The sequence below is a fragment of the Streptomyces anthophorae genome (assembly GCF_049310305.1).
In the GTDB taxonomy this organism is placed as follows: domain Bacteria; phylum Actinomycetota; class Actinomycetes; order Streptomycetales; family Streptomycetaceae; genus Streptomyces.
Map to the genome: position 1 here is coordinate 564643 of NZ_JBLWQQ010000001.1, position 13066 is coordinate 577708.

The following is a 13066-nucleotide window of genomic DNA, read 5'->3' on the forward strand; positions in this document are numbered from 1 at the left end:
GCCGGTGGTCAGTCCCGGACGGCGGGGCCGAGCCGGGAGCGCAGGGCCTCGGAGGTCTGCGGGGTGAGCAGGGCGAGGACGGCGGTGAGTGCCGCCCCAAGGGCGAGGACGGCGAAGGCGACGGTGAACGAGTAGGTGTCCGCGAGATATCCCATCAGGATCGGCACCAGGATGCCCGCGGACTGGCCGCCGAAATTGATCATTCCGGAGGCGGCGCCGCTCAGCCGGGTCGACAGCGTCCGCAGCGGCACCGCGAAGATCGGCGTGAAGCAGAACGTGCAGGCGGCGAAGGCGAGACACAGCAGCGTCTCGAACGCGACGAGGCTCTCGGCCTGCGTCATCGCCAGCACCGCCACGCCGGCTACGGTCATGGACGGGGCGACCAGGAGCGCGGGACGGCCCTTGACCCTGTCCGCGCACCAGCCGCTCAGAATCATCGTCAGGCCGCCGAACAGCGCGGGCAGCGCGGTGAGCAGGCCCGAACTCTCCAGCGAGAGCCCGCGTTCGGTCTGCAAATACGACGGCACCCAGGAGTTGAGGCCCCAGGCGAGCATGCCGTAGCCGAACAGCATCCCCACGTACAGCCACATGGCCGGGGTGGCGAGCAGCGCACGCGTTCCCCCGCCGCCCTCGGCGGCCTCCGTCCGCGTCGCCTGCCGTGCCGGGGGCAGCAGCATCTGTACGAGGACGAACGTCGCGACGCCGAGTCCCGCGACGGCGTAGAACGACATGCGCCAGCCCCACAGGGCGATGACGGGACCGGCGATCAGCGGCGCGACGACCGCGCCGAAGGAGTTGGACGAGGAGATCCAGCCGCTCGCCGTCATCCGCTCGCGGGGCCCGGTGCGTTCGGCGACGGCCTTCATCGCGGCGGCCGGGAAGATGCCCTGTCCCGCGCCGAACAGCACGCGGATCACGACGAGCGCGGCGAACGACCAGGCGGTCCCGGTCAACGCCGTGAACACGGACCAGATCAGCATCGCCCACAGCAGGATCCGCTTGGACCCGAACCGGTCGGCGAGCAGGCCGCCGGGGATCTGGCAGGCCGCGTAGGCCAGGAAGAAGGCGGAGAGGACCATGCCCTGCTGGGTGCGGTCGATGCCGAACTCGGTGCCGATGTGCGGCAGGGCGAGGTTGATGACGAGCCGGTCGATGTAGTCGACGATCCAGGCCAGGAACAGCAGGCCCACGGTCGTCTTCGCGGCCCGGTCGAGCCGGACCCGGCCCTTGGCGGGCGCGGCGGGTTCTGCGGTCGGTGTGTCGGTGGCGCTCACGGCGGCTCCACGGTGTGTGTCGCGACTGGGGGTGGGCGCGCACGCCTGGCCTTGGGACGGGTCCGCGTCCGGGCAGGCGCGCACATCCGTGCGGCGGGCATCCGCCCCCTGTGCCGGGGGCCGCCGCACGGGCAGGTGCGAGTGGCCCCACAATGGTCGCCATGCCGCCCGCCCCCGTACCGATGCCGGATTCCATCCCCCTTGGGGCGCAGGATTCCGGCACCCCGACTGCCGACACGTACGACTCCGGCGCCCCTGACGCACACGCCCATGCCGCCACCGCCGACATGCACGACCTCGACGAGACGGACATGGCGCTCGTCGACGCCCTTCAGACCAGCCCCCGTGCCCCCTGGTCACGGATCGGCGCGGTCCTCGGCATCGACGCCACCACCGCCGCCCGCCGTTGGGACCGGCTGCGCGCCTCCGGGCTCGCCTGGAGCACCGCGTACGAGACGTGGGAGCGGCACGCGCGGGGACAGCGCCTGTGCATGGCCTTCGCCGATGTGGCTGTGGCCCCGGGCAGCCTGGCCGCCGCCACGGAGGCCGCGTGCGCGGACCCGCGCGTGGCCAGTGTCGAGCGCACCACCGGGGGCGGCACCACGGGCAGCGACGGCGCCCTCTTCCTCACCGTGGCCTGCTCCGGTACGGCGGCCCTGACGCGCTTCGCCGACGGCCCGCTGGCCGCTCTGCCGGGCGCGCGCGACGTCCAGCTCTCCGTGGTGCTGCACAGTTACCGGGAAGGCGCGGACTGGAAGGTGCACGCGCTCGACCGGGGCCAGCGCTCCCGTCTGGCGTCCGCCGTACCGGCTCAAGCGGTGGCCCCGCGGCCCGGCGACGCCGACCGCGCGCTGCTCCGCGCCCTGTCCCACGACGCCCGCCGCCCCTACAGCGAGCTCGCCCGGGACACCGGCACGAGCGAGGCGACGGTCCGCCGCCGCCTCGCCCGGATGCTGGCCTCGGGCCGGGTCAGGATCCGCTGCGACGTGTCCCATCTGGCGGCGGGCCGCCCGGTCATCGGCACGTACCGGCTCGCCGTGCCCTCCGCCGAGCTGGACGCCGCGGGGCACCTGGTGGCGGCGCTGCCCGGGGTCCGGCTGTGCATGGCGGTGACCGGCGAGGCCAATCTGCTGGTGTCGACGTGGGCGCGCTCCTTGAGTGACGCCGCCGGTTTCGAGGTCCGCCTCGGCTCCCGGCTCCCCGGCGCCCGCGTGCTGCGCCGTGATGTCACCCTGCTGACCGCGAAGCGGATGGGGCGACTGCTCGACGACGACGGGCGCGCCCGGGGACACGTCCCGATGGACCACCACGCCTGAGCCCGGCCCTCAGCCTCCCGGTAGCAGCACCGCCTTCAGCGCCTTCCCCTCCCGCTGCTCCGCCACCGCCCGGTCGAACTCCCCGAGGCCGTACGTCGTCACCAGCTCGTCCAGAGGCAGCCGCCCCTTTTCGTAACGCCCGATCAGCTCCGGCACGAGCTGCGCGGGTTCCGCGTCCCCCTCGACGCAGCCCCTGAGTCGCAGCCCCCGCAGCATCAGCTCCCGCACATCGATCTCGGCTCTGGCGGGGCCGAGGCCGACCACGGCGAGCGTGCCGCGTGGCTGGAGCAGCGCGAGCGCGCGGGTCAGCAGCTCCGGGCGGCCGGTGGTGTCGAGGGCGTGGGTCACCGACGGGAGCGGGTCGTCCAGGGAGGCGACCGCCAGTGCCCCGAACCGGGTCGCCAGGTCGCGGCGCGCGGCGACCGGTTCCGCCACCACGACCTCCACGTCCTCGGAGAGCGCCGTGAGCACCGCCGCGCTGCCGACCGCGCCCGCCCCGACCACCAGGAGCCGGTCGCCCCGACCCGGCCGCAGGACGTTCAGGACCGCGCCCGCCCCGGTCAGGAATCCGCAGCCCAGCGGTGCGGCGAGCCACGGCGGTACGTCGCCGACCGGCACGCAGGAACGGGCACCGACGAGCGCGGCCGTGGCGAAGGACGACTGACCGAAGAAGGAGCCGAACACCGGGACACCGTCCACGCGGATCGTGGGTGTGCCGTCGGGGCGGCGTCCCGAGTTGTTGAGGGTGGTCGCGAGCTCGCAGTACGCCGGATGGCCCGCACGGCACTGACCGCAGCGGCCGCAGTGCGCGAACGACAGCACCACCCGGTCCCCCGCCTCCAGGCCCGCGACCTCGGATCCGAGGCGCTCCACGACGCCGCAGCCCTCGTGTCCGAGCACCGCCGGGCGGTCGCCGAGCGCCTTCCGGGTGGCGAGGTCGGTGTGGCAGAGGCCGACCGCCTCGATCCGGACGAGCACCTCGTGCGGGCGCGGGTCGTCGAGTTCGGCGTCGACGAGCGCGCTGGGTGCCGTGCCGCGCGAGAGCAGTACCGAGGTCCTCATGTCAGCACCGATGCCTTCATGTGCGGTCCGGGGTGTCGCGTTCCAGGCCGAAGTAGAAGTGCCGGCCGTCCACGAGGACGACGCCGGGCTTGCCGTTCATCACGCCCATGAGCGTGGTGTCGTCGACCCGCTTGAAGTGGTCGAACACGGGCATCCCGTCGTACACCATCGTGGCGGTCACCTCGCCGCGGAACTCGACGTTCCACAGGCTGGCCTCGCCGCGGCCCGCCTTGGTGTCGGAGTAGAGGCTGCCGTCCTCCGCACGGCAGATCAGCGGCTTCGCGTCGTCGAGGGCGTCGAACCGCTTGCCGTGCCAGCGGCTGGCCGCCAGTACTTTCTCGATGGGGTGTCCTGTCAGGAAGGCGAAGCCGCGCCAGGGGCCGAGGAGCGAGGACGCCTCGACCGTCTCCAGGTCCGCCCACAGGGCGTCGAGCTCCGCCGGGTCCACCGGGCCCGCCACCGCGCGCAGGGCCTTCCAGCGTTCGCTCACGCCGCTCATCGGACCCCCAGCCTGCGCAGCAGGGAAAGTTGACCGTTCGTGCGGCGGATGAAGGATGTCACCGAGCTCTCCTCCGGTTTCGTCGGACCGAGAGGCAGGAGCCGCTGCGTGGCGAGCGTCTGGCTCTCGGTGTACTTGCGGATTCCCTCGGGACCGTGGCGCCTGCCGAGTCCGCTGTCGCCCATGCCGCCCATGCCTGCCTCGATGCTGCCCGCGGCCGCGGCGGCGCCGTCGTTGATGTTGACCGAGCCGGAGCGGATCCGGCGTGCGAGGCGCGCCGCCCCGCGGGTGTCCTTCGACCAGATCGACGCGGAGAGGCCGTAGGTGCCCTGGTTGGCCAGAGCGACCGCCTCGTCGTCGCAGGCGTAGGGATAGAGCGAGACGACCGGGCCGAAGGTCTCCTCGCCGCACACCGCCATCTTCGGCGTGACACCTTCGAGCACGGTGGGTTCGTAGAAGAGCGGCCCGATGTCGGGGCGGGCCCTGCCGCCCGCGAGCACCGTCGCCCCCTGTGCCACCGCCTCGTCGACATGGGACTCGACGGCCGTGAGCTGCGCCTTGGACGCGAGGGAGCCGAGGTCCGCCGTGTAGTCGTAGGTCCGCCCGAGGCGCAACGCCCTTGTCGCGCGGACGAGTTCGTCGCGGAAGGCGTCGTAGACCTTCTCGTGCACGTAGACGCGCTCGATGTGGATGCACATCTGCCCGGTGTTGGCGAAGGCCGCCGTCACCGTGCCCGCGGCGGCCGCCTTCACATCGGCGTCGGCGCGCACGATCAGCGGGTTCTTGCCGCCGAGTTCGAGGGAGGCGCCGACCAGTCGGCGCGCGGCGCGCTCCCCGACGACGCGTCCGGTGGCGGTCGACCCGGTGAAGCACACGTAGTCCGCGGCCTCCACGAGGGCCGTGCCGACGACGGAGCCTCGCCCGGTCACGATCTGCCACAGGTCGGCGGGCAGCCCGGCCTCCGCCATCAGGGCCCGCGTCCACAGCAGGGTCAGCGCGGTCTGCGAATCCGCCTTGGAGACCACGGCGTTGCCGGCGAGGAGAGCGGGCAGTACGTCGCCGACGCCGAGGTAGAGGGGGTAGTTCCAGGGCGAGATGATGCCGACGACACCCTTCGGCACCCGCACCTCCTGGACCCGCGTCGCACCGGGGATCATCCCGCGTACGCGGCGCGGCGCCAGGTAGTGCCGGGCGCGCCGCGCGTAGTGCCGGGCGATCGTCGCGACCTGGGCGACCTCCATCCACGCGTGGTAGCGCGCCTTGCCCGTCTCCCACTGGATCAGGTCGAGCGCCTGGTCCTGCCGCTTCAACAACAGGTCGTGGAAGGCGAGTACGACGTCGGCGCGGCGCTTGTCCGGTGTGCGCGCCCATGCCGACCGGGCGGCGCGGGCACCTGCCACCGCCTGCGTCACATCCTCCGGGGTGCAGGTGGGAACGGCCGCGGTCGGCGAGAGGTCGAACGGTGCCACCGCGGTCAGTGGCTCGGGCTCCTCGGCCTCACCGCGTGTCGCGTCGCGGCGCACCCCGTCGCACCATCGCGCGATCGACTCGTCCGTCACCCACGCGGGGCGGGCCTGGTCCGTGCTCATGCGGGCTCCTCGCTCGTACGGGACCGCCGCTCCGGTTCGCACCGGTCACTTCGATGCCCTGTCGGCACTCTTGCCGACTCTCTTGTCGATGACTGCACGCCTCGCTATGTTAATCAGAAATCACATCCTGGAACAAGATTTGAAGCACGGCGGAGACTCCAACACCCAGCAGAACCGGGCTCGTTGAACCGCCTGGCCAACCAGGGAAGCGAGTAAGTCAATGACAAATCTGAGCCGCAGAAACATCCTGTCGCTCGGTGCCGCGCTCGGACTTGTGGGCGCGACGGGTACCGCCACCGACGCATGGGCCTGGTCACCGACGGGCTCGATCGCGGGCTCCGGGGCGGGGACCGATCCCGAGTACGTGTGGGACGACGCCATCGACCCGCTGATGGCCAAGATCATCACCAGTGGTCAGGTTCCGGCCGTCAACAAGGCGATGGAACCGTGGGTGAACAACGACGACCCGCTGCCCAGTGGCCTGCCGGCCGAGCTCACCACCTACCTGGAGGGGGTCAACAAGCTCCCCTCCTGGGCGGACCCGAAGAAGCTGGCCCGCGCCGCCGACTTCAACCGGCGCAAGGACACCTACCTCTTCCTGCTGTACGGGCTCGGCAGCGGGATCATGAGCACCGTCATCCCGCGCGAGGCGAAGAGCGTCTACTGGTCGGCGGGCGGCGCCGACATGCAGGACCGCGCGGCCAAGACGTTCACCTTCGGCTACGACCTGGCCCAGCTGAAGGGCATGGAGCCCGAGGGCCAGTTCATCGTCACCGCCAACAAGACGCGCATGGTGCACGCCGCGGTGCGGCACATGCTGCCACAGTCACCGCACTGGTCGGCGGTCGCGGACCAGAAGATCCCGATCAGCAACGCCGACATCCTGGTCACCTTCCACAGCCTCGGCACGTTCGTGCGCAGGAAGCTGCTGGAGTGGAAGGTCCCGTTCAACGCGGAGGACCAGGAGGCCTTCCTGCACAGCTGGCAGGTCGCCCTGCACCTGCTGGGCGTGCGCACGGAGTACATCCCCAAGTCGTGGGACGAGGCGGACAAGCAGTCGGCGCAGGTCCTCACCCCGATCCTCTCCCCCACCACCGAGGGCATCGAGCTCGCCGAGGACCTGCTCGGGCTGACCGCACAGATCGACCTCGGTGTCACGCGCGGGTTCCTCAACGAGTTCGTGCGCTACGTCCTCAGCAACGAGATCGGCGACTGGCTGGGGCTCAAGCGCGACTACGCCTCGGCCGCCCTGATCCGCACGGTGTGGCCGGCCTTCATCCTCTTCCGTGAGGGGCTGAACCCCGTCGCGCCCGGCGCGTTCTACATGTTCGACCAGTTCGTCCGCGCGCTGGCCATGGGGTTCCTGAACAAGGGAGCTTCGGGGCAGACCACACCCATCGTGATCCCGACCCACAACCGGCAGGACTGACATCCCTGCCCCACGCGGGCGTTGGGGCTCACCGCTCAGAGCCCCAGCGCCCGCACCACCAGCCCCGCCACCGTCGCCCGCTGCTCGACACCGTCCCGCCACCGCATGCTCCGGCCGGCCTCGACCACGACACCGAACCCGGCGTGCACCAGGACGCGGGCCTGCCGCGGGTCGAGCTCGGGGCGCGCGAGCCGCAACTGCTGTTCCCATACGGCGATGTGTTCGCGCTGCGCCAGGACCAAGGGGCGCTGAAGCTCGGCCGGGAGCCCCACGAACTCGGCCTCCGCGACGCTCGTCAGCGCGGTGTGCTCGAAGCTGTAGCCCACGTACGTCGCCGCCAGCGCCGCCACCGCCTCGTGCGGGTCGGCCGTCCCCGCCAGATTCTGGTCCACCGCCTGGGCGAGCAGCCCCGCCGCCTGCATACAGGCCGCCGCCAGGATGTCGACCTTGCCCGGGTAATGGCGGTAGAGCGCGGACGGGGCCAGGCCCACCGCCTCCGCGATCTGTCCGTTCGTGACGTTGGCGAACCCGTCGCGCGCGAACAGCGGCACGGCGGCCGACAGGATCTCCGCGCGCCGTGAGCGCGCCACCGGGAGGGCCGGGAGCTCGACGGGCCGCCCGCTCCCCTTGGCGGGCCGGGCGGCGTCCGCCGCCACCAGACCCAGCGCGCACGTCAACAACAGTTCCTCGGCACGGCGTTGGGCGATGGACGTGTGATGCATCGTGATCGACCCGATCGCGCCGAGCGCGGCCACCACCCGCAACTCCGCGCGCTCGCCGGGATGTTCCCTGCGCACCGCCTCGGTCACCCGCCCGACGACGTGCGCGAACTTTCCCCGCAGCAGCCGACGGTCTTCACGGTTGAGGTACCGGGCCTCCCACCGGTACACACCGCCCTCGGCGCGGCGCTTCACGGTGATCCGGACGAGGGCCGCGAGCAGCTCCTCGGTGCCCGCATCGGGCGGCAGCTCGTCGAGCGTGGCGACGAGCCCGTCCACCATGGCGTGCGCGATCTCGGAGAACAGCGCGTACTTGTTGGGGAAGTGCCGGTAGAGGGCCGCCGCGGTGATGCCCACGCCCGAGGCGATCTCCTCCATGGACGCCGCGTGGTAGCCGCGCTCGCTGAAGAGTCGCCCGGCCGCCTCGACGATCAGCTGCCTGCGGTTGCGGGGACGCGTGGCCGGCATCGGCTCCGTGGTCATGACCGGGCTGACGGGTGCGGGGACAGAGACAGAGGCGGGGCCATACGAGCCAGTCAATCACACGCCGCGACACACTCCATGGCGTGCACGGGCCTCCGTGCGGGCGAGCGCGTATATCAACTCTCGTCAACTCTTGGTCATGATTTTCGGTGGACTGCTGTTCGCGCGGAACGCGCCGCCTAGGGTCCTTCTGACGGATCGGACTGGGAGGCCCGGATGTCGATGCCCGGCCCCCGGTGGCGGCGCGGACAACGGTGGCTGGTCACGGGGGTGCTCGTCGCGCTGCTGTGTCTGCTGATGGTCAATGTCGTCGCGCTCACCCGGCATGCGCACGGCGGCCCCCGGTCCTCCGACGGGCCGCGGCGCACGCTCGTCGAGGTGTCCGGGAGCCGCTGCGGCCAGGGCTGGGAGGCACCCGCGCCGGGGTTGCAGGTCTTCGCGCTGCACAACACCTCCGCCGCCTCCGCCGAAGTGTTCCTTCAGGATCCGCGCAGCCATGTCGTGTACGGCGAGGTGGAGGACATCGGCCCCGGCACGACACGGGAGTTGACGGTGCGCCTCGGCAGGGGCTCATATGCGTTCACATGCCTGCCCGAGGACGCGGACGCCGTCACCGGGCCCACCGTCCGGATCCACAAGGGGCGTTCGGGCCCCGCCGCCGCGCCGGTCACCACGCACGACCTCATCCCCCCGGCCATCGCCTACCAGAAGTGGGTCGGCGAAGGCCTCGGCAAGGTGGTCCGGCAGACGCGGACCCTGCGCGACGCCGTCGACCGCGGCGACCTCCGCGCGGCCCGCAAGGCATGGCTGCCCGCCCACCTCCAGTACGAGCGGATGGGCGCGGCCTACGATGCGTTCGGCGAGGCCGACGGACGGATCAACGGCACGGACGCCGGACTGCCGGACGGCACCGGCGACAAGGACTTCACCGGCTTCCACCGCGTCGAGTACGGGCTGTGGCACGGCCAGTCCGCCCGTGAACTGCGCGCCCCGGCGGCCGCGTTGCTGACGGCGGTCACCGCGCTGCGCGAGGACTGGGCGCAGACCCGGATGGACCCGGCGCAACTGGGCCTGCGGGCGCACGAGATCCTGGAGAACACGGTCCAGTTCGAGCTGACCGGGCGCACGGACTTCGGCAGCGGCAGCAGTCTCGCCACGGCCCGCGCCAACGTGGACGGCACCCGCGAGGTCCTCTCCCGTCTGCACCCGATCCTGGCCCGGCGCTACGCCCGTCTCCCCGCGCTGGAGAGGGACGTGAAGCGGGCCGGAACCGCCCTCGACGACCTGCGCGACAACGGCCACTGGCCGCCGCTCGAGCGGCTGAGCCGCCCCCAGCGCGAGCGCGTCGACGCCCGGTTCGGTGACCTGGTCGAGCGCCTCGCGTCGGTGGCGACACTGTGCGATCCGCGGAGGACGGTGTGAGCGCGACGGGTGGTGTCGGGCGGCGCGGACTGCTGCGGGGCGCCGCGCTCGCCGGGGTCGGGCTCACCGCGACCGGGGCGGCGACCCCGGTCGGGGCGCCGGTCGCCATCCCGAGCGCGCCCGTCGCCGCGTTCCACGGCGCCCGGCAGGCCTCCGTCGTCGCGGCGCAGCGCCGGGCGACCGCCTTCGTCTCCCTCGACGTCACCGCCGAGGGCCGGGCCGAACTCGCGGACACACTGCGTACGTTGACCCACCGCTGCCGGTTCCTCGCCTCGGGCGGCACACCGGAGCCCGGCGGGATCACGGCGCCGCCCGCCGACTCGGGGGTCCTCGGCGAGCAGGTGCCGGGCGGGGCGCTCGCGGTGACCGTGGGCGTCGGGGCGTCGCTGTTCGACGAGCGGTTCGGACTCGGGCGGCGCGCGCCACGGCGGCTCGCCCCGATGCCGGTCTTCCCGGACGACGATCTCGACCCCGACTGGTGTCACGGCGACCTGAGCCTGCAACTGCACGCCGACGACCGGGACACGGTGCTGCACGCGCTGCGTGACATCACCCGGCACACGCGCGGCGCGCTTCAGGTGCGCTGGCGCATGGACGGGTTCACCAGTCCGCCGCGCCCCTCGGGGACGCCGCGCAATCTGCTGGGGTTCAAGGACGGCACCGCCAACCCGGACACCGCCGACGCCCGCGCGATGGACCGTCTGGTGTGGGTGGGCAGGAACAGCAGCGAGCCGCAGTGGGCGGTGGGAGGCAGCTATCAAGTAGTGCGGCTGATACGGATGTTGGTGGAGTTCTGGGACCGGGTCTCGCTCAGCGAGCAGGAGCGGATGTTCGGGCGTTCCCGCGCCTCGGGCGCGCCACTGGACGGCGACGCGGAGCACGACGTGCCGAGGTTCGTCGACGATCCCAAGGGTGATGTCATCCCGCTCGACGCGCACATCCGGCTCGCCAACCCCCGCACCCCTGACACCGCGGGCCAGCGGATCCTGCGCCGCGCGTACAACTACGACCGGGGCACGGACGCCAACGGCAATCTCGACATGGGGCTTCTGTTCTGCTGCTACCAGCAGGACACGCGGCGGCAGTTCGAGACCGTGCAGAAGCGTCTCGCGGGCGAGCCGCTGACCGATTACATCTCGCCGTTCGGTGGCGGCTACTTCTTCGCGGTGCCGGGCGTGCGCGACGCCGACGACTGGTTCGGCCGCGCGCTGCTGTCCTGACGCACCCCTCCTGTCGAGGGGCGACTCCCAAGCGGATCTCACCACTGCGGAAAGCTTCCGCTCACAAGCGGTCAACAGGTGGTCAAGATCTGCCCCATGGCGATAGATGCAGGGTTCACTCAAGTGTCACCGTACTTGCGCATGCACGCCGTCGACATGGGTCGGAGGACGAACATCCATGGACAGCAAGGCAAGTAGACCCGGATCAGCGACCGGGAGATCAGTGATCCGGGGCCTGGGCGCGCTCGCGGGGGCCGCCGCGCTCACCGTGCTCGGCGGGGCCTCGCCCACCTGGGCCGCGGCGCCCTCGGCCGACACCTCCGGCACCGCCACCCCCATCAAGCACGTGGTCGTGCTCTTCGACGAGAACAACTCCTTCGACCACTACTTCGCGACGTACCCGAAGGCCGCGAACACCGACGGCACCACGTTCACGCCGGCCAAGGGCACGCCGAGGAACATCGACACCCTCGCGCACGCGGGCCTGCTGAAGAAGAATCCCAACCAGTACACCCCGAAGCGGCTCACCCCGGACCACGCGGTGACCTGCGACCAGAACCATTCCTACGGGCCCGAGCAGTACGCGTACAACGGCGGCAAGGCCGACAAGTTCGTGCAGAACACCGAAGTCGACAAGTGCAGCGGCGGACTGTTCGGCGAACCCGGCCTGGTGATGGACTACTTCGACGGCAACACCGTCACCGCGCTGTGGAACTACGCCCAGCACTACTCCCTGAGCGACCGCTCCTACGGTTCGAACTACGGCCCGTCGACGCCCGGCGCCATCAACCTGGCCTCCGGGAACACCCACGGTGTCATCTCCACCGACCCGGCGTCCGGCACCGAGGAACCGAAGCAGACCGACACCCCGGACAAGACCGCGGTCCAGTCGCCCGACGCGCACGGCGTCGGCACGATGATCAACGACCCGGACCCCTCGTTCGACGACTGCTCCGACAAGAACCACACCGCCGCCAGCGCGCTCGCCACGATGAAGGGCCGCAACATCGGCGACCTGCTCAACACCCGCAAGGTGTCCTGGGGCTGGTTCCAGGGCGGCTTCCGGCCGAGCAGCGCGTGGAACGGCGAGGACGGCTCGTACGCCGAGTGCGAGGACGCGCACGCCAATGTCGGCGGGGCCTCCACCCTCGACTACAGCCCGCACCACAACCCGTTCGCCTACTACAAATCGACGGCGAACCCGCACCACCTGGCGCCGAAGAGCGTCGCGGAGATCGGGCACGCCGGCCCCGCGAACCACAATTACGACCTCACCGACTTCTCCGCCGCGGCGAAGGCGGGCCACCTGCCCGCCGTCAGCTTCGTGAAGGCGAGCGCCTACCAGGACGGGCACGCCGGCTACTCCGACCCGGTCGACGAGCAGCACTTCCTGGTGAACCAGATCAACGCGGTGCAGAGCTCACCGCAGTGGAAGTCGACCGCGGTCGTCATCGCGTACGACGACTCCGACGGCTGGTACGACCACGCCTACATCCCGCCGCGCAACGGCTCGAAGGACACCACGGTCGGCTCCAACGGCAAGGCCGCCGACTCCCCCGCCTGTCAGAACGGCCCGGCCGCCGCCGGGGGCTACCAGGACCGCTGCGGCCCCGGCACCCGGCAGCCGCTGCTGGTGATCTCCCCGTACAGCAGGGTCAACAAGGTCGACCACACCTTGACGGATCAGGCGTCCATCATCCGGTTCATCGAGGACAACTGGCACACCGGCCGGATCGGCGACCACTCCTTCGACGCCACCGCGGGGCCGCTGTCCGGCATGTTCGACTTCAAGCACCCCAACAACAGGCAACTGCTCCTGAACGCGGACGGCTCGGTGAAGTCCGAAGGGCCGGTCGAGCACATCGCCCCGGTCACGACACACATCACGCCGGGCCCACCGATGGAGAACACGGCCGCGACGAGCGAGGACTTCCCGGTGCTCCCGGTGAGCCTCGGTGTCGCCGCGCTGCTCGCCACCGGCGTCACCGGCACGTACCTCACCCTGCGGCGCAGGCGGCGCACCACCGCCTGACGACCCGCCCCCCAGACTGTC

General features: G+C 71.5%; 10 protein-coding genes. 5 read left to right on the plus strand and 5 right to left on the minus strand.

Annotation, left to right across the window (positions count from 1 at the left end):
- Positions 1–8 precede the first annotated feature (8 nt).
- Entirely contained in the window at positions 9–1274 is a 1266-nt protein-coding gene (locus tag ACNYS0_RS02500; RefSeq protein WP_422470959.1) for an MFS transporter, read from the minus strand.
- A 161-nt stretch (positions 1275–1435) separates the two neighbouring features.
- Here ACNYS0_RS02500 and ACNYS0_RS02505 point away from each other — a divergent pair, with 161 nt between their 5' ends.
- Positions 1436–2590 (plus strand): Lrp/AsnC family transcriptional regulator, encoded by a 1155-nt coding sequence (locus tag ACNYS0_RS02505; RefSeq protein ID WP_422470960.1) that lies wholly within the window; start codon positions 1436–1438, stop codon positions 2588–2590.
- 9 nt (positions 2591–2599) lie between these two features.
- Here ACNYS0_RS02505 and ACNYS0_RS02510 read toward each other — a convergent pair whose 3' ends face one another.
- From ACNYS0_RS02510 to ACNYS0_RS02520, 3 genes are read right to left on the minus strand one after another with little or no spacing between them, the layout of a single operon-like run.
- A complete protein-coding gene (locus tag ACNYS0_RS02510; protein ID WP_422470961.1) occupies positions 2600–3652 on the minus strand; it encodes an alcohol dehydrogenase catalytic domain-containing protein in 1053 nt (350 codons plus the stop codon).
- A gap of 16 nt (positions 3653–3668) precedes the next feature.
- Complete coding sequence (locus ACNYS0_RS02515) at positions 3669–4151, minus strand: DUF4334 domain-containing protein (RefSeq protein WP_422470962.1); 483 nt, start codon at positions 4149–4151, stop codon at positions 3669–3671.
- A complete protein-coding gene (locus ACNYS0_RS02520; protein ID WP_422470963.1) occupies positions 4148–5740 on the minus strand; it encodes a succinic semialdehyde dehydrogenase in 1593 nt (530 codons plus the stop codon). The genes ACNYS0_RS02515 and ACNYS0_RS02520 overlap by 4 nt, the downstream gene beginning before the upstream one ends.
- Positions 5741–5960: 220 nt before the next feature.
- On the opposite strand from ACNYS0_RS02520, the gene ACNYS0_RS02525 reads away from it, so the two are divergent.
- Positions 5961–7169 (plus strand): oxygenase MpaB family protein, encoded by a 1209-nt coding sequence (locus tag ACNYS0_RS02525; RefSeq protein ID WP_422470964.1) that lies wholly within the window; start codon positions 5961–5963, stop codon positions 7167–7169.
- A 35-nt stretch (positions 7170–7204) separates the two neighbouring features.
- Here the strand turns inward: ACNYS0_RS02525 and ACNYS0_RS02530 are convergent, their stop codons facing one another.
- Positions 7205–8371, minus strand: a complete 1167-nt coding sequence (locus ACNYS0_RS02530) for a TetR/AcrR family transcriptional regulator (RefSeq protein WP_422470965.1) — start codon at positions 8369–8371, stop codon at positions 7205–7207.
- Between the two features lie 216 nt (positions 8372–8587).
- Between ACNYS0_RS02530 and ACNYS0_RS02535 the strand changes: the two genes are divergently transcribed.
- The 3 genes from ACNYS0_RS02535 to ACNYS0_RS02545 all read left to right on the plus strand — a co-directional run bounded on the left by ACNYS0_RS02535 (position 8588) and on the right by ACNYS0_RS02545 (position 13045).
- Positions 8588–9793 (plus strand): EfeM/EfeO family lipoprotein, encoded by a 1206-nt coding sequence (locus ACNYS0_RS02535; protein WP_422470966.1) that lies wholly within the window; start codon positions 8588–8590, stop codon positions 9791–9793.
- Complete coding sequence (efeB, locus tag ACNYS0_RS02540; RefSeq protein ID WP_422470967.1) at positions 9790–11013, plus strand: iron uptake transporter deferrochelatase/peroxidase subunit; 1224 nt, start codon at positions 9790–9792, stop codon at positions 11011–11013. Before ACNYS0_RS02535 ends, efeB begins: the two co-directional genes overlap by 4 nt.
- A 178-nt stretch (positions 11014–11191) precedes the next feature.
- The gene (locus ACNYS0_RS02545) at positions 11192–13045 is read left to right on the plus strand and encodes a phospholipase C (RefSeq protein ID WP_422470968.1); all 1854 of its coding nucleotides are present in this window, start codon (positions 11192–11194) and stop codon (positions 13043–13045) included.
- Positions 13046–13066: the final 21 nt, after the last annotated feature.

Coding starts and splice junctions, on each gene's coding strand:
- ACNYS0_RS02545 (WP_422470968.1), top strand. CDS start 11,192: ATGGACAGCAAGGCAAGTAGACCCGGATCAGCGACCGGGAGATCAGTG.
- ACNYS0_RS02510 (WP_422470961.1), bottom strand. CDS start 3,652: ATGAGGACCTCGGTACTGCTCTCGCGCGGCACGGCACCCAGCGCGCTC.
- ACNYS0_RS02530 (WP_422470965.1), bottom strand. CDS start 8,371: ATGACCACGGAGCCGATGCCGGCCACGCGTCCCCGCAACCGCAGGCAG.
- ACNYS0_RS02535 (WP_422470966.1), top strand. CDS start 8,588: ATGTCGATGCCCGGCCCCCGGTGGCGGCGCGGACAACGGTGGCTGGTC.
- ACNYS0_RS02520 (WP_422470963.1), bottom strand. CDS start 5,740: ATGAGCACGGACCAGGCCCGCCCCGCGTGGGTGACGGACGAGTCGATC.
- ACNYS0_RS02525 (WP_422470964.1), top strand. CDS start 5,961: ATGACAAATCTGAGCCGCAGAAACATCCTGTCGCTCGGTGCCGCGCTC.
- ACNYS0_RS02515 (WP_422470962.1), bottom strand. CDS start 4,151: ATGAGCGGCGTGAGCGAACGCTGGAAGGCCCTGCGCGCGGTGGCGGGC.
- ACNYS0_RS02505 (WP_422470960.1), top strand. CDS start 1,436: ATGCCGCCCGCCCCCGTACCGATGCCGGATTCCATCCCCCTTGGGGCG.